Annotated in this window: 19 protein-coding genes; 7 read left to right on the top strand and 12 right to left on the bottom strand. The window is 71.4% G+C overall.

The genetic code is table 11. From position 1 onward, the window contains the following. Window positions 1–204 precede the first annotated feature (204 nt). A complete protein-coding gene (locus ACIPYQ_RS37340; RefSeq protein ID WP_401258688.1) occupies window positions 205–1,095 on the top strand; it encodes an EamA family transporter in 891 nt (296 codons plus the stop codon). A gap of 104 nt (window positions 1,096–1,199) precedes the next feature. Here ACIPYQ_RS37340 and ACIPYQ_RS37345 read toward each other — a convergent pair whose 3' ends face one another. Next, window positions 1,200–1,787, bottom strand: a complete 588-nt coding sequence (locus tag ACIPYQ_RS37345) for an isochorismatase family protein (protein WP_327412316.1) — start codon at window positions 1,785–1,787, stop codon at window positions 1,200–1,202. A 129-nt stretch (window positions 1,788–1,916) separates the two neighbouring features. Here ACIPYQ_RS37345 and ACIPYQ_RS37350 point away from each other — a divergent pair, with 129 nt between their 5' ends. Then, complete coding sequence (locus tag ACIPYQ_RS37350) at window positions 1,917–2,483, top strand: DUF6434 domain-containing protein (RefSeq protein WP_401258690.1); 567 nt, start codon at window positions 1,917–1,919, stop codon at window positions 2,481–2,483. 52 nt (window positions 2,484–2,535) lie between these two features. Next, the gene (locus ACIPYQ_RS37355) at window positions 2,536–3,636 is read left to right on the top strand and encodes an enoyl-CoA hydratase/isomerase family protein (RefSeq protein WP_401258731.1); all 1,101 of its coding nucleotides are present in this window, start codon (window positions 2,536–2,538) and stop codon (window positions 3,634–3,636) included. Here ACIPYQ_RS37355 and ACIPYQ_RS37360 read toward each other — a convergent pair. Then, complete coding sequence (locus ACIPYQ_RS37360) at window positions 3,623–4,384, bottom strand: TetR/AcrR family transcriptional regulator (RefSeq protein ID WP_361756319.1); 762 nt, start codon at window positions 4,382–4,384, stop codon at window positions 3,623–3,625. The genes ACIPYQ_RS37355 and ACIPYQ_RS37360 overlap by 14 nt on opposite strands. A 70-nt stretch (window positions 4,385–4,454) precedes the next feature. Further along, window positions 4,455–6,728, bottom strand: coding sequence for an ATP-binding cassette domain-containing protein (locus ACIPYQ_RS37365; protein ID WP_401258691.1), 2,274 nt, complete (start codon window positions 6,726–6,728; stop codon window positions 4,455–4,457). A 102-nt stretch (window positions 6,729–6,830) separates the two neighbouring features. Between ACIPYQ_RS37365 and ACIPYQ_RS37370 the strand changes: the two genes are divergently transcribed. After that, complete coding sequence (locus ACIPYQ_RS37370) at window positions 6,831–7,604, top strand: TetR/AcrR family transcriptional regulator (RefSeq protein ID WP_401258693.1); 774 nt, start codon at window positions 6,831–6,833, stop codon at window positions 7,602–7,604. Between the two features lie 5 nt (window positions 7,605–7,609). On the opposite strand, the gene ACIPYQ_RS37375 is transcribed toward ACIPYQ_RS37370, so the two are convergent. The 3 genes from ACIPYQ_RS37375 to ACIPYQ_RS37385 form a co-directional block, all read right to left on the bottom strand. Then, entirely contained in the window at window positions 7,610–9,514 is a 1,905-nt protein-coding gene (locus ACIPYQ_RS37375; RefSeq protein ID WP_401258694.1) for a helix-turn-helix domain-containing protein, read from the bottom strand. Window positions 9,515–9,521: 7 nt separating this feature from the next. Beyond that, entirely contained in the window at window positions 9,522–10,904 is a 1,383-nt protein-coding gene (locus ACIPYQ_RS37380) for an MFS transporter (protein WP_401258733.1), read from the bottom strand. Window positions 10,905–11,389: 485 nt separating this feature from the next. Beyond that, on the bottom strand, window positions 11,390–12,613 hold the full coding sequence (locus ACIPYQ_RS37385) for a hypothetical protein (RefSeq protein WP_401258695.1): 1,224 nt from the start codon (window positions 12,611–12,613) through the stop codon (window positions 11,390–11,392). A 469-nt stretch (window positions 12,614–13,082) separates the two neighbouring features. On the opposite strand from ACIPYQ_RS37385, the gene ACIPYQ_RS37390 reads away from it, so the two are divergent. The 3 genes from ACIPYQ_RS37390 to ACIPYQ_RS37400 all read left to right on the top strand — a co-directional run bounded on the left by ACIPYQ_RS37390 (window position 13,083) and on the right by ACIPYQ_RS37400 (window position 16,491). Continuing rightward, on the top strand, window positions 13,083–13,898 hold the full coding sequence (locus tag ACIPYQ_RS37390; protein ID WP_401258696.1) for an ABC transporter ATP-binding protein: 816 nt from the start codon (window positions 13,083–13,085) through the stop codon (window positions 13,896–13,898). A gap of 118 nt (window positions 13,899–14,016) precedes the next feature. Then, window positions 14,017–16,077 carry a SpoIIE family protein phosphatase gene (locus ACIPYQ_RS37395; RefSeq protein ID WP_401258698.1) on the top strand — a complete coding sequence of 687 codons (2,061 nt, stop codon included), beginning with the start codon at window positions 14,017–14,019 and terminating at the stop codon, window positions 16,075–16,077. Between the two features lie 264 nt (window positions 16,078–16,341). Beyond that, a complete protein-coding gene (locus ACIPYQ_RS37400; protein WP_401258699.1) occupies window positions 16,342–16,491 on the top strand; it encodes a hypothetical protein in 150 nt (49 codons plus the stop codon). Between the two features lie 99 nt (window positions 16,492–16,590). Here the strand turns inward: ACIPYQ_RS37400 and fxlM are convergent, their stop codons facing one another. Genes fxlM through ACIPYQ_RS37430 form a run of 6 tightly spaced genes read right to left on the bottom strand, consistent with a single transcriptional unit; the run spans window position 16,591 to window position 22,858 of the window. Then, the gene (gene fxlM / locus ACIPYQ_RS37405; protein WP_401258701.1) at window positions 16,591–18,960 is read right to left on the bottom strand and encodes a methyltransferase, FxLD system; all 2,370 of its coding nucleotides are present in this window, start codon (window positions 18,958–18,960) and stop codon (window positions 16,591–16,593) included. Between the two features lie 29 nt (window positions 18,961–18,989). Further along, window positions 18,990–19,655 carry a M15 family metallopeptidase gene (locus ACIPYQ_RS37410; protein WP_401258703.1) on the bottom strand — a complete coding sequence of 222 codons (666 nt, stop codon included), beginning with the start codon at window positions 19,653–19,655 and terminating at the stop codon, window positions 18,990–18,992. Beyond that, window positions 19,656–20,159: an NUDIX domain-containing protein gene (locus tag ACIPYQ_RS37415; protein ID WP_401258704.1), complete on the bottom strand. Its 504-nt coding sequence runs from the start codon at window positions 20,157–20,159 to the stop codon at window positions 19,656–19,658. Further along, window positions 20,156–20,635, bottom strand: coding sequence for a GNAT family N-acetyltransferase (locus ACIPYQ_RS37420; protein WP_401258706.1), 480 nt, complete (start codon window positions 20,633–20,635; stop codon window positions 20,156–20,158). The genes ACIPYQ_RS37415 and ACIPYQ_RS37420 overlap by 4 nt, the downstream gene beginning before the upstream one ends. Before the next feature lie 37 nt (window positions 20,636–20,672). Further along, window positions 20,673–22,055: an NUDIX domain-containing protein gene (locus ACIPYQ_RS37425; protein WP_401258707.1), complete on the bottom strand. Its 1,383-nt coding sequence runs from the start codon at window positions 22,053–22,055 to the stop codon at window positions 20,673–20,675. Next, window positions 22,052–22,858 (bottom strand): class I SAM-dependent methyltransferase, encoded by an 807-nt coding sequence (locus ACIPYQ_RS37430; RefSeq protein ID WP_401258708.1) that lies wholly within the window; start codon window positions 22,856–22,858, stop codon window positions 22,052–22,054. Before ACIPYQ_RS37430 ends, ACIPYQ_RS37425 begins: the two co-directional genes overlap by 4 nt. Window positions 22,859–22,872 lie beyond the last annotated feature (14 nt).

Raw genomic sequence — 22,872 nt, forward strand, 5'->3', positions numbered from 1 at the left:
ATCGGGTTGACCCCGACCGGCGGACCGCCCGCGCCTCACCAGGCTCGGGGCAGTGGTTCCGTCCGCGCCCCCGTACCTCGCGCACCACCCAGCGCCGCGAAGCACCGGCCGCCCGCCCGATGCGGACCCGCCACAGCCGCGGAGCCGCCGAACTCCGGGCCTGCACCGGCGCCACGCCACCGCGTCCGCTCTCTGGAGCCACTCATGGACCCCCTCACGCCCCTGGCCGTCCAGGCCTCGCCGTCCTTCGCGGCACTCGTCCCCGTCGTCGTCCTGTTCGCCGCGCTCCTGCACGCGAGCTGGAACGCAGTGGCGCACGCGATCACGGACAAACTGCTCGGCTTCGCCCTGATCAACCTCGCGTACCTGCTGTTCGCGATCGTGTCGGTCTGCTTCGTCCCGGTGCCGCCCGCCGCCGCCTGGCCCTTCATGGCGGGCTCGGCCGCACTGCAGGTCTTCTACCAGCTGATGCTGCTGCAGGCGTACAAGCTGGGCGACTTCGGCCAGATGTACCCGATCGCGCGCGGCACCTCGCCCTGGGTGGTCGCCGTGGCCGCCACCCTGCTCCTGGGCCAGGCGCTGCCCGGCGGGGAGCTGGCGGGCGTGCTCGTCATCTCGGCCGGACTGATCGGCCTCACCCTGGCCAACGGAGTACCGGGCCGCAGCCACCTGCCCGCCCTCTCCGCCGCCCTCGGCACGGGCGTGCTGATCGCCTGTTACACGCTGCTGGACGGGGTCGGCGTACGCCGCTCCGACACCGTGCCCGGCTACGTCGCCTGGACCCTGCTGCTGCAGGCACCGGTCATTCCGCTGATCGCCCTCGCCGTTCGCCGGCGGTCCCTGCTGACCGAGCTGCGGCCGGTCGCGGCCCGCGGCCTGATCGGCGGCGTGCTCTCGCTGTCCGCGTACGGGCTGGTGGTCTGGGCCCAGGCCCACGGCTCACTGGCCGGCGTGTCGGCGCTGCGCGAGACGAGCATCGTGTTCGCCGCCCTGATCGGCAGCGTGATCTTCCGCGAGCGCCTCGGCCGGGTGCGGCTGGCGGCGAGCGCCACCGTCCTGGCGGGCATCGTCCTGCTCAACATCGGCTTCGGCTGACCGGGAGCCGGTCGGGCCTACCCCCCCCGTACGGCGCCCACGGCACCCGGCCGCACCCGCGCCCGTCCAGGAAGGGGACCCCCGTCCAGGAAGGGGACCCCCGTCTAGGAAGGGGACCGCAGGGCCGCGATGACCTCGTCGGTGCTGCTGACCTTGCCGATGCGCGGGAAGATCTTGCCGAAGGTGTGGGCGTGCGAATCGGGGTCCGTGTCGGCGGTGGCGTCCTCCGCGAAGACCAGGTCGTAGCTGAGCTCCCACGCCGTACGGGCGGTGGACTCGACGCCGGCGCTGGTCGAGATGCCGGCCAGGACGATGCGGTGGATGCCGCGGCGGCGCAGCTGGAGGTCGAGCTCGGTGCCGGTGAAGGCGCCCCAGTGCCGCTTGGTGACGACCGCGTCGCCGAGGGCGGCGAGTTCCGCGGGGATCTCGGAGAACGCGGGCGGCGGGGCGGCGGCCGGACCGGGGCGGTCCACGTTGGCGGTGGGCAGATCGCCGCCGTCGGGGGACCAGGCCACCTTGACCAGGACCACGGGCAGCCGGTGGGCGCGGAACGCCTCGGCGAGCGCGATGCCCTTCTCGAGGATCTCGGGGGCGGGCCTGGCGATGGGCATGCCCAGGATGCCCGTCTGGAGGTCGATGAGGACCAGGGCCGTGTCCTCGCCGAGGGTGAGGCGGTTCGGGTCGTCGGTCATGGGGCCTCCGTCGGGGCGACTGGACTGGACATGTCCGAAGATAAAGGACATTGGGCAGAACCTGCGGGTTGGCTCCTTGGCGGCGCCGCCGTGTTCGCCGCCTGCCTCGCGCCCCCTTAATATGGGAACGTGAGTACGAATACAGGGGAATCCCGGCCTGCCCTGACCGCGGCGCTGACCGGGGCGGAGCTGCTGCGCTGGTACTGGACGCTGGCCGAACTGAGCGCGCTGGCACGCCGGATGGGCCTGTCCGCAGGGGGTGGCAAGGCCGCCGTCACGGCCCGGCTCGCCGCCGCGCTCGACGGCCTCCCGGCCCCCGTATCCACCGCCCCGGCGGCCCCCGCGCCCCGCCGCGCAGGGCGGGGGCTCGCCGCTCCCGTCGACGGTTCGACCGTGATCCCGCAGGGGCAGCGGTGCAGCCAGGTGCTGCGGGAGTACTTCGTGCGGGAGATCGGTCCCGCCTTCCACTTCGACGCCTTCATGCGGGAGTACGTCGCCCGGCATGCGGGGCACACCCTCGCCGAGGCCGTCGCCCACTGGCACGCCACCCGCGCGCAGGCGGCCGAACCCCGGGAGGTGGGCGCCCAGTTCGAGTTCAACCGCTTCCTGCGCGACTGGCACGCCCGGCACCCGGACGGAGCCCGCGCCGAGGCCCTGGCCGCCTGGCGGGCCCACCGGTCCCGCCCCCGCGACTGACGCGGACGGCCCCGAGGTGGAGCCGGCAGTCCGGCATCGGCTCGACATACTGATCGCTGTGAAGAGCGACGACACCGCCGGGAACTCCGGCACCACCGACAGCACGGTCCTGCTCCACGTCGAGGGCCGGACGGGCGTGGTCACCCTCAATCGCCCCAAGGCCCTCAATTCCCTCACCCACCCCATGGTGCTGCGGATCGACGAGGCGCTCGCCGCCTGGGCGGAGGACCCCGCCGTCCACCAGGTCCTGATCCGCGGGGCCGGGGAGCGCGGGCTGTGCGCGGGCGGGGACATCCGGGCCATTCACGACGACGCCAAGGCCGGCACCACCGCCTCGGCGGACTTCTGGCGGGACGAGTACCGGCTCAACGCCCGCATCGCCCGCTACCCCAAGCCGTACGTGGCCCTCATGGACGGCATCGTCATGGGCGGCGGCGTCGGCATCTCGGCCCACGGCACCGTCCGGATCGTCACCGAACGCTCCCGCGTCGCCATGCCCGAGACCGGCATCGGCTTCGTCCCCGACGTCGGCGGCACCTGGCTGCTCGGCCGCGCCCCCGGCCGGCTCGGCACCCATCTCGCCCTCACCGGCTCCGCCGTGGGCGCCGCCGACGCACTGCTCTGCGGGCTTGCCGACCACTTCGTCCCCGCCGCCCGGCTGCCGGAGCTGACCGCCGCCCTCGCCGGCGCCCCCGTCCACGAGGTGCTGCCGCGGTACGCCGCCACGCCGCCGCCCGGTGAACTCGCCGGCCGGCGGCCCTGGATCGACCACTGCTACGCGGCCGACACGGTCGAGGAGATCGTGGAGCGGCTGCTCGGCCAGGGGGAGCCGGCCGCCAAGGAGGCCGCCGAGACGATCCTGGCCAAGTCCCCGACCGCGCTGAAGGTCACCCTCGCCGCCCTGCGCCGGGCCGCCGGCCTCGGCACGCTGGAGCGAGTGCTGGCCCAGGAGTTCCGGGTCTCCTGCAACGGGCTGAGCTCGCCCGACCTGGTGGAGGGCATCCGCGCCCAGGTCATCGACAAGGACCGGCGCCCGCGCTGGTCCCCGCCGACCCTGGCCGAGGTCACCGGCGCGGACGTGGAGCGGTTCTTCGCCCCGCTCGGCGAAGGCCGCGAACTGCGCTTCCCGGAGAGGGGTGTCAGCCGCGGCTGAGCCGGGCCTCCAGGCCGTCCAGGACCCGCTGGAGTCCGTAGTCGAAGTTCTCCTCGCGCATCCGCGCCGGGTCCGTGCCGCGCTTCGCCGCGGCGTGGTCGTGCGTCAACGGGTGGTCCCCCAGCGCCTCCTGGGCCGCGGGCAGCAGCGACTCCAGCCACTCCGCCTCGCTCTTCCCGCTGCGGGCGAGGAGGGACAGGTAGGAGGCCTCGCTGGTGGTGGCGCCGATGACGTAGGAGATGACGGCCTTCATCGCGAGCTCCGCCTCGGCGGGCGGGAAGCCGGCCGCCTGCGCCAGCCGCAGCATCCGCTCCGACAGGCGCATCAGGTTCGGGCCCAGGTAGGCCAGTCCGACCTGGCCGAGGACGGAAGCCACCCAGGGGTGGCGCAGGACCATGTCGCGCAGGCTGTGACCGCTGCGCGCGAGGGCCTCGCGCCAGGCCCCGGGGTCGGTGATCTCCGGCACCTCCAGCTCGCCGTAGACCTCGTCCACGACCAGCTCGATGAGCTCGTCCTTGTTGGCCACGTGCCGGTACAGGGAGGTGGCCGCCGCCCCCATCTCGGTGCCGAGCTTGCGCATGCTCAGCGCCTCGATGCCCTCGGCGTCGAGCAGGCGCACGGCCGCCGCGACGATCTGGTCCCGGCTGAGCGCCGGCTGCTGCTCCTTGCGGCGCGGACGGGTCCAGACGGAGGGGACCGGGGAGGCGGTGGACGCGCCGGGACTCTGCTGCTTCTCATCGGCTGGCATGCCACCACCCTAACGCACCTGCGAACGCCGTACGCATTGCGCGTACGGCGTTCTCGGCGTGGGTCGGACGCTACTCGGAGGCGGAGGCGGAGACGTACTCCCGCAGGTGGCGGGCGGTCAGGGTGTCCGCCTCGGCCACCAGTGCCGCCGGAGTGCCCTCGAAGACGACCTCGCCGCCGGCGTGCCCGCCGCCCGGACCGATGTCGATCAGCCAGTCGGCGTGCGCCATCACCGCCTGGTGGTGCTCGATGACGATCACCGAGTTCCCGTCGTCGACGAGCCGGTCCAGCAGGGCCAGCAGCTTGTCGACATCGGCCATGTGCAGGCCGGTCGTCGGCTCGTCCAGGATGTACGTCGAGGCCTTCTCCGCCATGTTGATGGCGAGCTTGAGCCGCTGCCGCTCGCCGCCCGACAGGGTGTTGAGCGGCTGGCCGAGCCGCAGGTACGACAGGCCGACGTCGACCAGCCGTCCCAGGATCGCCCGCGCCTGCCCGCCGGGGAAGAAGGCGTACGCCTCCGCGACCGGCATGGCCAGCACCTCGCTGATGTTCTTGCCGCGGAGCTCGTACGTCAGCACCTTCGGGGTGAACCGCCTGCCCTCGCACTCCTCGCAGACCGAGGCCACCCCGGCCATCATCGCCAGGTCCGTGTAGACCAGCCCGAGGCCGTTGCACTTCGGGCAGGCACCCTCCGAATTCGCGCTGAACAGCGCCGGCTTGACCCCGTTGGCCTTGGCGAAGGCGGTCCGGATCGGGTTCAGCAGCCCGGTGTACGTGGCCGGGTTGGACCGGCGCGAGCCGCGGATCGCCGACTGGTCGGCCACCACCACCCCGTCCCGCCCGGCCAGGTAGCCGTGGATCAGCGAGCTCTTCCCGGATCCCGCGACCCCCGTCACCACCGCCAGCACCCCGAGCGGCACCTCCACGCTGACGTCCTTCAGGTTGTGCAGGTCCGCCCCCTTGACCGACAGGTGCCCGCGCGGGGTGCGCACCGACTCCCGCAGCCGCGCCCGGTGTCCGAGGTGGCGGCCGGTGAGCGTGCCGGAGGTGCGCAGTCCGGCCACGTCCCCGCTGTAGCAGAGCTGCCCGCCGGCCGTGCCCGCGCCGGGGCCGAGATCGACGACGTGGTCGGCGATCGCGATGACCTCCGGCTTGTGCTCCACGACGAGCACGGTGTTGCCCTTGTCGCGCAGCCGCAGCAGCAGGTCGTTCATGCGCCGGATGTCGTGCGGGTGCAGTCCGGTCGTCGGCTCGTCGAAGACGTACGTGATGTCCGTGAGCGAGGACCCCAGGTGGCGCACCATCTTGACGCGCTGCGCCTCGCCGCCGGACAGCGTGCCGGAGGGGCGGTCCAGGCTGAGGTACCCCAGGCCGATCTCGACGAGGGAGTCGAGAAGGTCCCCGAGGCCGGCCAGCAGCGGGGCCACGCCCGGGTCGTCGATCCCGCGGACGAACGCGGCGAGCTCGCTGATCTGCATCGACGCGCAGTCGGCGATGTTCACCCCGTCGATGCGGGAGGAGAGCGCGGCCGCGGACAGCCGGGTGCCGCCGCAGTCCGGACAGTCGGCGAAGACGACGGCGCGGTCCACGAAGGCCCGGATGTGGGGCTGCATCGACTCGCGGTCCTTGGACAGGTACGTCCGGGTGATCTTGGTGATCAGGCCCTCGTAGGTGAAGTTGTTGGGGCCGACCTTCACCTTCACCGGCTCCTTGTGCAGGAAGTCGGCCCACTCCCGCTCGGAGAAGTCCTTCAGCTTCGTCCCGGGGGAGTAGAAGCCGGAGTTGGCCATGACCTGCCAGTACCAGGAGTCCACGGCGTAGCCCGGGACGGTGATCGCGCCCTCGTCGAGGGAGAGTTCCCGGTCGATCAGCTGGTCCACGTCGATGTCGGAGACCTGGCCGACGCCCTCGCAGCGCGGGCACATGCCGTCGGGGGTGTTGAAGCTGAAGGCGCTCGACGTGCCGATGCGGGGCGAGCCGAGGCGGGAGAAGACGATCCGGAGCATGGTGTAGGCGTCGGTCACGGTGCCCACGGTGGAACGGGAGTTCGCTCCCATCCGCTCCTGGTCGACGACGATGGCGGCGCTCAGGTTGTGCAGCCGGTCCACGTCCGGCCGGCCCAGGCTCGGCATGAAGGACTGGATGAAGGCGGCGTACGTCTCGTTGATCATCCGCTGCGACTCGGCGGCGATGGTGCCGAAGACGAGCGAGGACTTCCCGGAGCCGGAGACGCCGGTGAAGACCGTGAGGCGGCGCTTGGGGATGTCGAGCGATATGTCCGCCAGGTTGTTCTCCCGCGCTCCGCGGACCTGGATGACCTGGTGACTGTCGGCGGCGTTCTGCACGGAACTCCTTGGGGTGGCGGTGTCACGAGCTTACTCTCTACACTGTACTCTATACTGCGTACTGAGTTATTGCCCGTGTGGGCGACCGACGGAGGGACGGACATGGCGAAGGACCGGAGCGGGGCGGGCGACCCCGTCCGCACCATGGAACTGCTGTGGCGCGAGGCCGGAGAGCCGGCGCAGCCCGTGCGCCGCGGCCCGCGGCAGGGCCTCAGCGTGGACACCGTGGTCCGCGCGGCGACCGCACTCGCCGACGAGGAGGGGCTGGCCGCGCTGACCATGCGGGCACTGGCCCAGCGCCTGGGCGTGACACCGATGACCCTCTACACGTACGTCCCCGGCAAGGCCGAACTGCTCGACCTGATGCTGGACGCGGCCTACGACCGGATGGACCGCCGGCCGGTGGACCCGGGCGAGCCCTGGCGGGTACGGGTCGCCCGCGTCGCCGACGACAACCGCGACCTGCTCGTCCGGCACCCCTGGATCGCGGACCTGGCGGTCACCCGCCCGCCGCTGGGCCCCGGAGTGATCGGGAAGTACGAGTACGAGCTCGCGGCCTTCGAGGGCATCGGGCTCACCGACGTCGAGATGGACGCCGGCCTCACCCACCTCCTCGGCTTCGTCCACGCCCACGCCCTGGCCGCCGCCGACGACGCCGCCCACAACAGCCACCAGAGCCAGGAGGACTGGTGGGCCGTCAGCGCACCCCTGCTGGAGCGCGCCATGGACCCGGAGCGCTACCCGCTCGCCGGCCGCGTCGGCAGCGCGGTCGCCGGATACCACCCGGAGACGATCTGGGCCTTCGGCCTCCAGTGCGTCCTGGACGGACTGGCCCGCCTGATCGACTCCCGGCCCGGCCCCGACGCCACCCCGTGACGTCCTCAGAGTCCGTGCGCGAGGCGGTGCAGCCGTAGCGCGAGCTGTATCTCCAGGGTGCGCGCGGGGGAGTTCCAGTCCTCGCCGAGGAGCCGGCCGACCCGGTCCAGGCGCTGCACGACGGTGTTGACGTGGACGTGCAGCGCCTCCCTCGTCCTGGTGAGGCTCCCGCCCTGCGCGAAGTACGCGTCCAGGGTGCGGACCAGGTCCGTGCCGCGCCGGGCGTCGTAGTCGAGCAGCGGACCGAGCGTGTTCCGTACGTATCCGAGCAGATCGGCCTGACCGCCCAGGAGCACCCCGACGAAGCCCAGGTCGGACAGGGCCCCGCCCTGCCCGGCGTGGCCCAGGGCGCGCAGGGCGGACAGGCAGCGGTGGGCCTCACCGTGCGCGGCGGACAGCCCCGCGGGCCCGGCGGCCGGGCCCGCGGCGCCGACGGTGACCGGGGAACCCACGGCCTGGCTCAGCTCGGCCGCCAGCGCCTTGGCGGTCGGGCCGGGGGTCTCCACCGGAGCGACGAGCACCACGTGGTCGAGGTGGAGCCCGGCGAGCGCGCCGCGCGCCACACCGCTGCGGGCCGCCGCCGCGAGGAGGCGGTGGCGTGACGCCACGTCACCGTGGATGACGAGGACGGAGTGCCGGCGGGCCAGGTCCACCCCCAGCCGCTGCGCCCTGGCCGTCAGGGCGCCCGGGTCCGTGGTCGCGGCGAGGAGATCGGTGAGGAGTTCTCCGCGTACCCGGTCCTCCGTCTGCGCCACGGAGCGGCGCAGCAACAGCAGCAGCGCGGTGACGACGCTCGCGCGCTCGAACAGCAGCCGGTCGGTGTCCGGCAGACCGGCGCGCCCGGTCAGGGCGATGCTGCCGAGCAGTTCCGGTCCGGCCAGTACCGCGCACACCCAGGTCCCGTCCTGCGGGACGGCCCGGCCGCTGGCCCGGGAGGCCTCCACGGCCTGCGCGGGCGGGGGTACGGGGCCGCTTCCGGCACGGGCGAGCTCGGCTCCGTGGGAGTCGTGGATGACGATCGCGCCGTCCAGGATGGCGGCGATGGCGGCCGCCACCTCGTCGGCTCCGCCACCGCGCAGGACGAGGTCGGTGAGCTGGTCGTGGGCCTGCTCCGCGCGGCGCACGTCCGCGCTGTGGGCCCGGATCGTCTCCGAGGCGGAGTTGAGGTCGGCCAGGGCGGCCCGGGTCTCCTCCAGCAGCCGGGCCCCGTCGATCGCGATGGCGGCGTGGTCGGCCAGCGAGGAGAGCAGCGCCACCTCTTGCGGGGAGAACTCCCGGCGGGCGCGGTCCGCCGCGTACAGCACGCCGATGATCCGGGCGCCGACGCGCAGGGGCACGCCCAGGATCGCCCGCAGCCCCTCCTGCCCGACCGCACGGTCGATGGTGGACGTGTGGTGGAACCGGGAGTCGGCCTGGTAGTCGTCCGTGGCGTAGGGGCGGGCGGTCTGGGCCACCAGGCCGCCGAGCCCCTCGCCCATGCCGAGCCGCACCTGCTGGAACGCGGCGGCGACCGAACCGTCCGTGACCCTCATGTACGTATCGCCGGCGGCCTCGTCGTTGAGGGAGAGATAGGTGACGTCGGTGCCGAGGAGCAGCTTGGCCCGGTGCACGATCGCCCGGAGCACGGCGTCCAGATCGCGCAGCGCGGCGAGGTCGCTCGCGGTGTCGAACAACGCCGTCAGCTCCGCCTCGCGCCGGCGGTGCTGGCTGAGGGTCCGCCGGATGTGCAGGGCCACGCCGGTGGCTTCGGCGATGTCGGCCAGCTCGCCCGGCGTGGCGCCGGCCTCCCGGGCCTCGGCGGAGGGGCGGCCGTAGTCCTCGGCCGGTGCCCCCTCCGCCAGCAGGTCGAGCAGCCGGCGTACGGCGGTGTGGGAGTGCTGGGTGCCTGGTCCTGTCACGGCGGGGAGCATACGGGGGTCAGTTGCCGATCGGCTCGGATTCCCACCGGCTGCCGCCCCGCTCCGCGGCGGAGGGCAGTCCGTCCGCGGCCAGGTCGCGGCCGAGGGTCTCCTTGGCGGCCCAGACGGTCACCGCGGTGACCAGCGCCGCGAGGCAGAGGTAGAGGGAGACCGGGATGGAGCTCCCGTAGTCCTTCAGCAGCTCCACCGCGATGATCGGGGCGAGCGCGCCGCCGACGATGGAGGCGAGCTGGGAGCCCATCGAGGCGCCGGAGTAGCGGACCCTGGTGTCGAACATCTCGGAGATGAAGGCCGCCTGCGGGCCGTACATCGCGCCGTGGAAGAGCAGGCCGACGGTGACCGCGAACGCGATGGCGGGGAAGGACCGGGAGTCGAGGAGGGCGAAGAAGGCGAACGCCCAGCCGGCCATGCCGAGCGCGCCGATCAGGGTGACCGGGCGGCGGCCGAGGCGGTCCGAGAGCGCACCCCACATCGGGATGGTGACGAAGTGGACCGCGGAGCCGATCAGCACCGCGTTGAGCGCCTCGCTCTTGGGGAGCTGCAGGTGGACGGTGACGTAGACGAGCATGAACGCGGTGAGGACGTAGTAGGAGATGTTCTCGCCGAAGCGCGTGCCCATCGCGGTGAGCACCTCCCGCCAGCTCTTGCGGAACACCTCGACGACCGGGGGCTCGTCCTTGACGCCCGCCGCCGCCTGCTCGGCCGCCTTCTCCCGGGCTTCGAGGAAGACCGGGGACTCGGTGACCGAGATGCGGATCCACAGGCCGATGACGACCAGCACGCCGGAGAGCAGGAACGGGATGCGCCAGCCCCAGGCGAGGAAGGCCTCGTCGGACTGGACCGCGGCGAGCAGCGCCAGGACCCCGGTGGCGAGCAGGTTGCCGCCGGGAGCGCCCGCCTGAGGCCAGGAGGCCCAGAAGCCGCGGCTCTTGTCACCGCCGTGCTCGGACACCAGCAGGACCGCGCCGCCCCATTCGCCGCCCAGGGCGAAGCCCTGGACCAGGCGCAGTACGGTCAGCAGGACGGGAGCGCCGACGCCGATGGAGGCATGGGTCGGCAGCAGGCCCATCGCGAAGGTGGCCCCGCCCATCATCAGCAGGCTGAGCACCAGCAGCTTCTTGCGGCCGATCCGGTCGCCGAAGTGGCCGAACACGACTCCGCCGAGCGGCCGGGCCGCGAACCCGACCGCGTACGTCAGGAAGGCCAGCAGGGTTCCCACCAGCGGGTCACTGGAGGGGAAGAAGAGCGTGTTGAACACCAGGGCGGCCGCCGAGCCGTAGAGGAAGAAGTCGTACCACTCGATCGTGGTCCCGACGAGACTGGCGGCGACGATTCTCTTGATGGATCCGGCGGTCGGGGGAGCGGTCTCGGGGGAGGCCATGAACACCACTTCCAGGGGGTCTGCGGGGACGATCGGTGTCGCCACAACGTAGAAGTCCCCAGGTCAACGGCATATGTGGCTGCCCATCACATTCAGGCCCCCTCCTATGTGCCCGGCCACCACACACGCGAGGGCGCCGCGCTCCACGGCCCCGGACGCCCCGCCTGACGACCGTGTCGGAATTGCAGAATTACGCCCGTTCTGGAGGTCCGGTGCTGGCTCCCGTGCTGGTTCGGCGCTGACCCAAAACCCCACGTCGGCACCCCTCGCCACCCACCCCGTGCTGGTTCGGTGCTGACTACGCTGCGTTGAGCACGCCCCGTTAGCGGTTGAGGCGGCGCAAAAGGAACGCAGCAGGGAACAGAACTTTGCTTCGCCTCTCAGGTCTACTTCTGCCGAATCCGTATCCCGGTGCAGGGATTGGCCGCCAGCAGGTTCTTGGCCTGCCGGTGGTACAGCAGTTGCACCCGGCGGTGGCCGATAGTTCACGCCTCGTGCTTCCTGCGGCACGAGAAGTGCTCGGGCAGCCCTTCGGGTCCTGGAAGGCTTGCGGGCTGACCGCAGCCGTAGCGGCAGAGCGGGATCGCCTGACCCGACGCGTCGACCGGAACCCTGGCGGCCTCGGTTTCCCGGGGGCGGGACTCAAGGACGATCGCGCGGCTGCCACGTCTCTGCTTCGGTTCAGCCCGCATCTCCGACACTGGACGATCCTCGGTGCACCTGTCGCGCCGGTCCCCCTGTCGTACAGATTGTTGGCGCTCCTTGTCGTCCGGGGCGGGCCCGTTCGCCTCGAGGTACTGCTGCCACTGCTGTGCGGGGAGCCAACCGTGGTGGCCGCCTCGCTGGAACGGGATCCGCTCACCGGCCGCAGCTTCCACGATGAACTGGGTGAGGGTCAGGCCGCCTTCCCCCGTGTAGGTGCTCGACTGATGGGCGGGCACGAGGACGCGGTGCCAGCCCCCGCAGTACCCGGCGTCGGTGGGGTTCTCCGGGTCGTAGGGCTTCTCCGGGCACCGGGTGAGCGCGCCGTTTTGGCTGCACTGGCCCTCCTCCAGGACGAAGTTGCCGTCCTGGACCGCGATGGGGTTCCTCTGCACGCGGATGACAGAGGCCGGCAGGTTGGGCGTGCGCACGTATGGGACGGTGCCGATGCCTGAGTGGTCGGGGTCGGCGAAGTCCCAGACGGACTGGATGCCGCCGCGGCGCCGGAACCCCTCCCGTGCGCGCATTCCGCGGGCTGTCTGGGCGCTCAGCTGAGGCTCGTAGCCCAGGACGATGCCGTTGGCACCGTTGATGCGCACATCGAGGCGCGCGTGCCCGTCGGCGGTCTGTGACTCGATGTCGGCGCGGAAGCCGTGATCTTCGGAGTCTTTCGCGACGCGTTCCTTGCGGGCGAGGTGCTCGTCGGACTCGTGGCTGATGGGCTTCTCGCCGGGTTTCCGGTAGTGGGAGGCGAGCAATATGCCGTCACGCTGGACGAGGTACATGGGGACGCGCCGGCCGCGGAGGTCCCGGCAGTCGGGGCAGATGAGCCCACGCTTTTCGACGGGGACACGTCCTCGCATGCGCAAGAGCACGTTCAGGAGGTCTTGGCCTTGCGGGACGCCGAGGTCGGCGCGGTCCAGGTCGAGGTTGCGGCCGGCCGGTTCGTAGTAGACGGGGTTACGGAAGAGGTCTTCGTCGCTGTCGATCTGAAGGTCGTCGTCCATTGGTGCTCCCCGCAGCCGTCACGAGTAGGACTCACAACGCTACGGGGAGGGTCTGACAATCGGGTCTGAACAGCGGAAACAGGGCGCACTGAGAGACATAGGGGACAGTGGGCCTACAGCGGGTCAGGTCCGCGCAGCTCGCAGCGCTTCCTCCGGATCATCTTCGCCCGTAGGTCCTGTGCGGCGAACAGGGAGGGAAGACCGGGCCATGCCAGTTAGGAGCGGCTGTGCCGGTGGCGGACTGCCTCGATGCCCATCTCCATGACCTTTATGCGCTTCGGGGCATTGCGCGACTCTGGCGGTCGACATGTTGGCGCGATGTGATGCATGATCAGGCAAGGGTGAGGCGCATGACTGGGCGGCGTGTACGCGGCTTGCAATTCTGCGCGCCGACCTGCCGCACAACCGTGCGCAAAAGCGTCGCCCGTACAGCCATCGTTGCGCGTATCAGCACCCGGCAGGAGCGCCCATGGACACGCCCCCGCAGCCTCGGACCGTCGCCGCGCTCAACGCCGCGAGCGTGCGCCGCTTCACCACCGGGGTGGTGATACTCGACCGGATCGACTGGACCGTACGCTCCGGCGAGCACTGGGCGTTGCTCGGCGCGAACGGCGCGGGCAAGACGACCATCCTGCGCCTGATCGGTGCGCTGATGCACCCCACCGACGGAACCGTCGAGGTCCTCGGCCACCGGCTCGGCCGCGTGGACATGCGCGCCCTGCGGGCGCGCATCGGTCTGGTCTCCAGCGCGCAGCGCGTTCCCGAGGACGAGACCGCGCACACGATCGTCCTGACCGGAGCCACCGGAACCGTCCAGCCGCTGTGGCGCATGTACGACGCCGAGACCCGCGTACGCGCCCACGACCTGCTCGCCGAGCTGAATTGCAAAGACTTGGCCGACAGGCCGTACGGCGTGTGCTCGGGCGGCCAACGCGCCCGCATCCTCATCGCCCGCGCGCTCATCGCCGACCCGTCCCTGCTGCTCCTCGACGAGCCGTTCAACGCGCTCGACCTGCCCTCCCGCGAGGACCTGATCGACGCCCTGCACCGCCTCGCCACCGGGCGTCCGGACCTGGCGACCGTCACGGTCACCCACCACGTGGAGGAACTGGCCCCGAGCACCAGCCACGCGCTGCTGCTGCGCGAAGGTCGCGTCCATGCGACGGGCCCGGTCGCATCCGTCCTGACCGGAGACCTGCTCACCACGTGCTTCGGCCGCCCGATCGAGGTCAGCCGCCACGACGGCCGCTGGGCGGCCCGGTCCGGCTACGGGCAAGGTCACTGAGCGCCGACGCGCGATGACCGACCCGTAGCGGGAGCGCCGCTGGGCGAGGTTCTGCTGCAGGTCGCCGGGCCTCCTCTCGGGGACGATACTGAAGGTCACGGTGCGTGGAGGCGGCGACATGCGTGAACCGGAGCGTCGTGGCCCGGGGCTGTCCTGGGTGCCCGGCAGCGATGCGGCAGCGGTCGTCCTGGACGACGAAGGCGTGGTCATCGCACGTTCGGAGCTGGCTGCGACGCTGCTGGAATGCTCGCCGGGTCAGACCTGTGTGCCCTTGCTGGGGCTGCTGCCGCGCGCCGGAACGGATGCGGGACCGGCCGGGTGCCTGGCCACCATTCCGGGTGGCGATCATGCCGGTCAGAAGGCCCCTCTGGTCTGCACGATCATCCGGCTTGCAGCTCGCACTCGAGCCGATTCCGACGCCGACGCGCAGTGGCTTGTCCTGGCCACGCCGGCGGAAACCGTGGTGGTGGAGACAGCCGACCGAGATGCGTCGCGACGCCGGATGGGGCTGTCCCAGGCCGCCGCTGCGGGCATCGGCGCCTCCCTGGACGTGATCGATATGGCCGATACCCTGGTGAATCTGCTCGTCCCCAATTTCGCCGACCTGGCGACCGTGGATATCGCCGAGCAGGTGCTGGTGGGCGACGAGCCCCCGCACTTCGACACCAGCGGCAACGTTCGCCTGCGCCGGATCGCTGCGGCGCAGAGCCCGGAGATCTCCGCGGAGGACCTCCTGGCGGTGGGAGAGGCGCTTCCTCCCGTATCGGACAGTGCGCTGATGCGTCCCCTCATGAAGGGGCTGCCCGTGCTGGTGCCGGACGTTGCCGTTCTGCGCGCGACGCTTGGCCTGGATCCGGAAAGCCTGCCGTTGTTCATCCCGAACGGGGCGCACTCCTCTGTGGCGGTGCCACTCTACGCACGGGGTTTGATCCTTGGTTGCGTCACGGTCTGGCGCCGTCGATTGCCGTCCGCATTCGGTCAGGAGGATGCCACTCTCCTGCTGGACGTCGCCTCCAGGGCCGCGCTCGGCGTGGACAACGCGCGCCGCTTCACGAAAGAACACCGGTCGGTGGTGGCCCTGCAGCGAAGCCTGCTGCCGCGGTCGGCCTTGGACTCGGCCGCCGCGGAGACGGTGGGGGTCTACCAGCCGGCGGGCGGCGGTGTCGGGGTCGGCGGGGACTGGTTCGACGTGATCCCCCTGCCGTCGTTGCGCGTGGCGTTCGTCGTCGGGGACGTCGTGGGCCGTGGATTGGAGGCCACCGCGGCCATGGCGCGCTTGCGGACCGCGGTGCAGACCCTGGCCGACCTCGATCTGGATCCGGGTGAGTTGCTCACGCACTTGGATGATCTCGTGCTCGGTCTCTCCAGTGAGCAGATGACGGGTGAATCCCGCGCGGAGCCGGCGGTGCTGGGAGCGACGTGCCTTTATGCCGTCTACGACCCGGTGACGCGTCGATGCGTCGCCGCCACAGCGGGACATCCGCCGCCGGCCCTTCTGTCGCCGGACGGGGAGCCGGCCTTCGTCGGCATGACGCCGGGGCCGCCGCTGGGCGTCGGCGGTATGCCTTTTGAGGTCACGGAATTCGAAGTAAAGCCCGGCAGCATGCTGGCCTTCTTCACGGACGGACTCGTCGACAGCCGCGGCGGCGACATCGAGGAAGGCATGGAGAGACTGAGGGGCGCGCTCGCCGGCGCGAACTCGAGCCGGAGCCTGGGCGAGATCAGTCAGAACATCTTCGACAGCGTGCTGCCTCAAGAGCCCGCCGACGACGTCGCCCTGCTCCTCGCCCGCACCCACGCGCTCGCGTCGGATCAGGTCGCCGAGTGGGAACTTGAGCCCGACCTGTCCCTCGTCGCGCACGCTCGTGAGCTGGTGGTGGACCGGCTGGCCGACTGGGAGTTGGACGAACTGGGCTTCGTGACGGAGCTCGTCGTCAGTGAACTCGTCACGAACGCGATCCGCTACGCGGGCGGCCCGGTCGGGCTCCGGCTGATCCGCGACCGGGTGCTCGTGTGCGAGGTGTCCGACCCCAGCAGTACGCAGCCGCGCCTGCGCCGGGCGCGGGAGACGGACGAGGGCGGGCGCGGCCTGTTCCTCGTCGCCCAGCTCACCGACCGGTGGGGCTGCCGGTTCACCAGCAGAGGGAAGACCATCTGGACCGAGCCGCGCGAGCTCTAGCCGGTCGTCTGTCCGTTCCGACCGCCGAGGCGGCCACCGCGCTTGCCGCCGATGACCGCATCGCCCTGCCCGTCCTGAGCAAGATGATCGGTCCGGACGTTCGCCTGACCCTCTCGCCGTCCACCCGCACGGTCATCTGGGCTGTTAAGGAAGGGGACGGCGAATGGGCCATCTCGGAAGTCGACGCCTACAACGTCGTCGTCCGGATGCCTCAGGCCGCGACCGAAGAGGCTGCGCGCGTGGAGGTTCTCCACCTGATACCTGATGCGCGCCGTGCTGCCCATAGATCCGGAAAACGCCAAAGCGGAGATCCAGGAGCAGCTCTCGCAGGCGAGGGCACGCATCGACCTTCTTGACACCATCCACAGTGAACTGGAGAAGCGGTACCTGGACAAACTGATCGTTTCAGAATGAGTCGAGCTGCGGGTCTTGTGTTCGACGATCTTGGTCGACAGGGTGTCCGGGTGAGTGCTGATCTTGTTCCTGACGAGCCGGCCCTGTTGATCCAGATGATCACTGCTCGTCGGAGCTCCCTCGTGTCGTGTTCCGTCCAACGGCGGGGTCGGCGGCCTCGTCACGGTCCGGCCAGCCGATCACGATGCGGCAGTCGCTCTTCTCCACGACGTCCCCGGCGGGCAGCGCGGAGTCGGCGGTGCCTGCGGGCATCACCGTCAACCGGGGCGTGGCCCGGCCCCGCAGTTCCCGGTCCCAGGTGCGGACTGCCGCGGCGATGGTGTCCGCGGCGGTCTTGCCGTCCGGTCCGAATCCCTGGACCCCGAACTCCCACGTAGACGTGCCCTTGGCGTCGTCGTGCTCACGTCGTTCCGTCATCAGGCAGGCCAGCGACCGGCCGAGGATGACGGCTTCGGCGCCTGACCTCTTCGGCAGTCGCACCGGGCCCGGGCGGTCCGGATTGCCGTCCATCCGGCAAAAGCCGCCCAGTGAGGTGGCCAGCCACAGCTGCAGGTCTTCGAGCGACTCGCCGCCGCGCACCGTCACCCCGGTCCACAGCTCCAGCCCGCCTGCGGCGAGGGCGCGGTCCAGGCCGTCGAGCGGGGCAGGCGGAGTGTCTTCCCAGCGGATCCCGTAGCCGGTGTCCCCGATGACGGTCGGGCTGTCGTCCCAACGGCCGGCGCCCTGCATGGGGACGAACCCGCACGGGCTGATTTCCGTGGAGACCAGCATTGAGTCCTGTTTGCGAAGCCCGGCGGCTCGGGTGAAGCCGCCGATCCGCAGCGGCACAACCAGGTGCCTGCCTTCCGCGAGCTGGCTGGTCCAGCGCCAGGGCAGGTCGTTCGAGGCGACCGTGACGATGATGGCGTCGAAGCCGTTCTCCGGGATCAGGTGCCCGGGGGCTCCGTGGGTGCCGTCGCCGAGGACGAGCCGGACCCGGTCCGCGTACCCGGTCTCGGCCAGGAAGCGCTCCGTGCGGATGTGTACGTAGGGGTCGATCTCCACGCACACCACCGACCCGGATGGGCTGACGAGTTCGGCGATCAGGGACGCGTTGTAGCCGCCGCCTCCGATCTCCAGGACGTTGTCGCCCGGTCGGAGGTTGGCCCGGCGCAGCATGGCCGCCTGCATTTCGGGCTGGGACACCGAACTCGTCGACCGCCCAGTGCTGTCGAATACGGTGGCCACCGCCTCGTTGACGTACGCCTGGGCGAGCGGCTGCTCGGGCAGGAAGGCGTGCCGGGGCACCGTCGTGAACGCCCGCCGCAGCTCGGGGGTGTCGGTCCACCCGGTTTCTGTGAGGTCCCGGACCAACTGCTCGCGGAGACGGACGGCTGTGGCCGGTTCTGTGAACGTCAGCGACACGTCTCCGGAGGGCCTGGGCGTGTGGTGCGCGGGCGGGACATCGGGCAGCAGGCCCGGCCACACCACGTTCAGGGCTTGAGCGGAAGCCGTGAACAGCGGCTGCGGCAGGTTCCGCACGGCGAAGGGGGTATGCCACTCCCACCGGCTGATCAACTCGGGCTCCCGGACGGTCGGCTCGCCGGTGTAGTCGGTGATGCGGGCGATCTCGGTGATCCGGGTAAATCCGTGGGCGGCGTCGCACAACGTGCCCAGCAGGAGCACTGACTCCGGCTGGGCGTGCAGGCCTGCCTCTTCCTCGAGTTCGCGTACCGCGGTGGCCTCGAACGCCTCGCCCGGCTCCACCTTGCCCGCAGGCAGTTCCCACACGGCGCGGGAGGGGTTCCAGCCGAGGAGGACCTGCCCGTGCTCGTTGGTGACGACGACCGCGACACCGGCCATGGCGGCCGGCTTCGGGGCCCGCTTCTCGCTGTAGGCGACTGGGTCGCTCTTAGGCCCGCGCAGCAGCAGGACGGTGGAGTCGCCGGCCTCGACGCGCTCGGCATGCTGCCAGCCGTTGGTGAGGAGGTCGATCTCGGCATCGTCCAGGCAGATCCCGCGCAGCTCCTCCGAGTACCGGTCGGCGTGCGGGGTGATCACGCACAGCGTGCCCTCCTCGTCGAGCAGGGCGGCGAGTTCGGCGACTGTGCGGGTGCGGTCGGGCAGGTGGGCCAGGGCCCGGCGCATGGTGATGAGTCGATAGCCGCTACCGGCCGGGCGGAGGGAGGAGAGGTCCCCGCCCGTGATGTTGATCTGGCGGCAGACGACACCCGCCGAGGCCAACTCGGTGGCGCGCTCGACGGCGGAGCGGGCCCAGTCAACGGCGTCGACCCGGTACCCGGCCGTGGCGAGGAAGCGGGCGAGTTCGCCGGTCCCGCAGGCGACGTCCAAGGCTCGGGCCCCTTGGGTGTCCTCCGGCAGGGCCAGGTGCTCGGTCAGGACGGTCTTCTCGGTGTCGGTCAGCGGGCTGAAGTCGCGGCCGGCCTCGTAGTGTGCGTGCCAGTCCAGCGCGGTGTGCGTGGTGCTCATGCGGTGCGTGCTGCCTTTCGTCAGGTGGCTCAGGAGGGATCGGCGGGGTGCTGGGAGGCGGGTCCGTAGAGGGCTTCCGGTTGGTCGGTCATCAGGGCCCAGTAGCGGTCGCCGAAGGACCAGTGCCACCACTCGGTCGGGTAGTTGACGAGCCCGGCGGCCGTGAGCGCGAGGCTCAGGGTGGCGCGGTGCAGCCGGGCCTGGTGGGAGAGGTCGTTGGCGAGGGTGTAGCAGCCGCCCCCACTTTCTTCCGGCGTGGCGTTGATGCGCGTGCCCATGTCCAGTTCGGCGCCGTCCGCGGTGACGAGTGTCAGGTCGACGGCCGCGCCGACGCTGTGCGGGGCGATCTCAGGAGGTGACACGTACCGGCTCGCCTGCGCCCTCAGCTCCTCCGCGCTCCAGCCCGTGTTGGTGGCGCGGAGCTCGGCCGTGTACTCCTCGAAGTACCGCTGCTGGAGTGCCGGGGGCCGGAACCCTTCGACGACGAGCAGGCGCAGGTCGTCGGGCAGCAGGGTCTGGGCGTGCAGCAGCCGGCCGAGGACGCCGGAGCGGAGGTGTGCGAAGGCGTACGCGGGATCGGAGCGGCGGTCATCGAGGAGGAGTTCTCCGCCGGCGCGGATATCGGCGAGAGGTTCGCCGTTCTCCGCTACGGGGATCGCGGCGACCCGCGGGTCGGACATCAGGACGATGCTCATCTAGGCCTCCCAGTCCCAGGTGTCGAAGTACGCCGGGATCCCGGCGTGGCGGGCGCCCATCACGGCCTCGAGCCGGGCGTGGTCGCGTCCCGGCATCAGCTCCTGCCACTCGGGGACGGTCAGGGCACAGACCTGGTCGTGCTCGTCGGGGTCCAGCACGATCTCGGCGAGCTGCCCGGTAGGGAGCCGTCCGCCATCGAAGACGAAGCCGACCGTGGCCAACGGCCAGTCCTTACCTGGCAACCCGAACACTGTGGCCAGGAGCCTCGGCGGTCCCACCAGGTGGATTCCGGTCTCCTCGCGGCACTCACGCACGGCGGTCTCCCACGGACGCTCGCCGGCCTCGGCGATGCCGCCCGGCCACTGCCAGGGGTGGGCGCTGGAGTATGTGGCGCGCAGCTGGACCGGCCGGTTGTCCTCGTCGGTGAAGAACACGGCACCAAAGATCGTGGCGTGCGGCAGCGTCGCGGCGAACTCCTCTGGGGGAAGCCACTTCTTGCTCACGATCCGCTCCCTTTGGCCGGGGCGGGGAAGCGGGTCATGCGCATCAGTGCCGGGTCGGCGGCGAAGCCGAGCTGCTCGTACAGTGGGGCGGATCCGGCGCTGGCGTACAGCTCGTAGAGGGTGACGCCGTCGCGTTCCAGGTGGTTTAGGAGTGCGGTGAGCGCGGCCTTGGCGTAGCCGTGGCGCCGGTGGTCGGGGTCGGTGGCGACCGCGTGGATCCGCACGGCCAGTCCCTTGGGGTACTTCGGGGCCGGCAGGACGGCGTGGACCAGGCCGAGGGCGCAGGTGGCGAGTCCGCCGGTGGGGGAGTCGACGACGTACGCGCGGGCGTCACCGCCGTCCTGGAGGCGTAAGGCGAGCTGGTTGGCGCAGGTGGTGAGCCAGGCTTCGTCGAGGGGTTCGCTGAGGATGTTCTCCGAGCGGAGGCGGGCGATTTCTGCGGCATCGGCAGGGGTGGCGAGGCGGGGTTCGGGCACGGGGTTCCTTCCTCGAAGGGGGCGGGTGCCCCACGCGTTATGGGCGCCGGGTCGCGTGGAGTCGGCGCAGGGTGCGGTGGCCGCGTTCGGTCACCTCGGGGTCGCCGTGGCTGGTGCCATAGGCGATGCCGGAGACGGCGTCGAAGCCGGCCTCGCAGTCCAGGCGCAGCTCCTCGGCGGGGGTGAGCTGTCTGCCGTAGCCGTCGAGGAACGCGGCGTGCAGGTCAGGACGGCCGGTCCAGGTGTCGCTCAGCCGCACCATGTCCCGCGTCGCGGTGTTGTACTCGGACCGCTCGAAGTCGAACAGCAGCGGTTCGCCGTCGTCGCCGAGCAGGACGTTGCGGTACTGCAGGTCCCCGTGCGTGGGCACGAGCACGGGCCGGGGAAGGTCCGCGAAGGCGCGAGCCAGGGCGAGGACCAGGTCCTCGTCCCCGTCGGCCAGGTACGGTCGAGCGCCTTCCAGATGGCGTTTGATCTTTTCGGCGGCCGTGGCGGATTCGGCGGGCCGCTCGGGTGCGCCGCGGTGGAGTGCGCTGGTGAGACGGCCCAGAGCGTGCTGGACGCGCGCCTCGTCGGCGGCGTCGAGGACCATGCCGTGCAGCGGGCGCCCGGACAGCGCGCTGACAACGACGGCCTGCGCCGCGGTGTCGGCCGCTACGAGACGGGGAGCCCGCGGCCCGAGCGCCGACACCCAGGACCGGTACGCGGCCACCTCCCGGCCGTGGAACTTCGCCCCGCGGTGTCGTTTCAGGTACCAGGTGCCACCCCCGGGCCCGGTGAGCCGCCACACCCGGCTGCCGGTGCGGACCCAGGACACCTCCTCCGCTTGCGCGATCCGGCCGATGGCCTGCTCGGCGAACACACGCAGCCGGTAGGGCAGTTCCGGCCCTCCGGCGGGCGGTCCGGCCACGAGACGGGTGCGGTCGGGGCCGTCCGGGCCGTGCTCGACGGCGTCCCCGGGCTGCTGGAAGTGCACTGCGGCCGGCAGACCGGCGCGGTAGGCGTCCAGACCGGCCCGGCAGTACGCCACCATCGGCGCGGGCAGGGCGTCCAGCGGGTACCAGTCCATGTCGTTGCACCGGTCCGGCTCCATGATCCGAGGCCGCTCCGCCCATTGGCGTACCTCGAAGAAGACGCCGAGGCGGGAACGGGATCCCGCCGGTGGGCGGTGGTGGACGGTGACTGCCGCGGTCACGTCTTCCACCGCGATCAGGACGCCCGTTTCCTCGCGGGCCTCCCGGATCACAGCCTCGACCATGTCCTCGTCGGGGTCGAGGTGCCCGGACGGGAGATGCCACAGGCCCGACGCGTACACGGGTCCGGCTCGGCGGGACAGCAGCACCTCCGGGCCGCTTTCGCCGTTGCGGCGCAGGATGAGGTGGACGTCGACCGGCACGGTGTGCCGGGCCCCGCCGCTCATCGCGACACCTCGGGGCGGCGGGCGAGCAGCACGGTGAATGCGCCGTCTTCGTGCAGGACTCCGTCCTGGGCGTGCCGCTGGAGGAGGGCCCCAGCCTGTTCCTCGAATCCGGGGTGGTCGGCGAAGAGGTCGGGCCTGGCGAAGCTGGTGGACCGCAGGTAGCCCAGGACGCCGCGGGGCGTCCAGGCGCGGTTGAAGAGGAAGCGGTGCTCGGTGATTTCGCAGAACGCGGAGTCGGCCAAATCATCTTCGTAGCGGCGGCCGGGCTGGCGGTAGCTGCCGGTGGTGCCTGCGCGGCGGTCTTTGCCGAGGTGGGACTGGATCAGGCCCCTGAGCGCGATGGCCCAATCGGCCTGGTAGGTCCAGAGGCTGCCGTCGCCCATGACCGCGACGGCGGCGTGCGATGCAGCCACCCGGTCGGCCATGGTCAGCACTGCGGGGCGGTCCATCCAGTGGAACGCACGGCAGCAGGTGATCAGATCGGCCTGGTATCCGGGTTGGGCGGGGACGAACTCCTCGGCCGGGACTGCGTGCACGGTGGCGGTGCGTCCGCCCAGGTGTGGTCGGAGCTCGTTGAGCGCCGTGCGGAGCATGCCCTCCTCTTGGTCGACGAGGTCCAGATGGGCCGTGGAAGGCAGGGCGGGGAGCAGGGAGAGGGCGACCTGTCCGGTGCCGGCGCCCAGGTCCAGCAGCGTGGGCGTCTCCGCCCCCTCCAATTCGAGGGCCAGGAGCCGGACGACCTGGTCGGGCAGCCTGGGGCGGTAGCGGGCGTAATGGTGGTCCACCGAGTCGAACAGGGACACAGGTCTCCGATCTC

The sequence above is a fragment of the Streptomyces sp. NPDC090045 genome (genome assembly GCF_044747975.1).
Taxonomy (GTDB): domain Bacteria; phylum Actinomycetota; class Actinomycetes; order Streptomycetales; family Streptomycetaceae; genus Streptomyces.

Bases quoted from the DNA above. Each gene is read 5' to 3' on its own strand.
- ACIPYQ_RS37340 (WP_401258688.1), top strand. From the start codon at position 205: ATGGACCCCCTCACGCCCCTGGCCGTCCAGGCCTCGCCGTCCTTCGCG.
- ACIPYQ_RS37345 (WP_327412316.1), bottom strand. From the start codon at position 1,787: ATGACCGACGACCCGAACCGCCTCACCCTCGGCGAGGACACGGCCCTG.
- ACIPYQ_RS37360 (WP_361756319.1), bottom strand. From the start codon at position 4,384: ATGCCAGCCGATGAGAAGCAGCAGAGTCCCGGCGCGTCCACCGCCTCC.
- ACIPYQ_RS37370 (WP_401258693.1), top strand. From the start codon at position 6,831: ATGGCGAAGGACCGGAGCGGGGCGGGCGACCCCGTCCGCACCATGGAA.
- ACIPYQ_RS37375 (WP_401258694.1), bottom strand. From the start codon at position 9,514: ATGCTCCCCGCCGTGACAGGACCAGGCACCCAGCACTCCCACACCGCC.
- ACIPYQ_RS37380 (WP_401258733.1), bottom strand. From the start codon at position 10,904: ATGGCCTCCCCCGAGACCGCTCCCCCGACCGCCGGATCCATCAAGAGA.
- ACIPYQ_RS37385 (WP_401258695.1), bottom strand. From the start codon at position 12,613: ATGGACGACGACCTTCAGATCGACAGCGACGAAGACCTCTTCCGTAAC.
- ACIPYQ_RS37390 (WP_401258696.1), top strand. From the start codon at position 13,083: ATGGACACGCCCCCGCAGCCTCGGACCGTCGCCGCGCTCAACGCCGCG.
- ACIPYQ_RS37395 (WP_401258698.1), top strand. From the start codon at position 14,017: ATGCGTGAACCGGAGCGTCGTGGCCCGGGGCTGTCCTGGGTGCCCGGC.
- ACIPYQ_RS37400 (WP_401258699.1), top strand. From the start codon at position 16,342: ATGCGCGCCGTGCTGCCCATAGATCCGGAAAACGCCAAAGCGGAGATC.
- fxlM (WP_401258701.1), bottom strand. From the start codon at position 18,960: ATGAGCACCACGCACACCGCGCTGGACTGGCACGCACACTACGAGGCC.
- ACIPYQ_RS37410 (WP_401258703.1), bottom strand. From the start codon at position 19,655: ATGAGCATCGTCCTGATGTCCGACCCGCGGGTCGCCGCGATCCCCGTA.
- ACIPYQ_RS37425 (WP_401258707.1), bottom strand. From the start codon at position 22,055: ATGAGCGGCGGGGCCCGGCACACCGTGCCGGTCGACGTCCACCTCATC.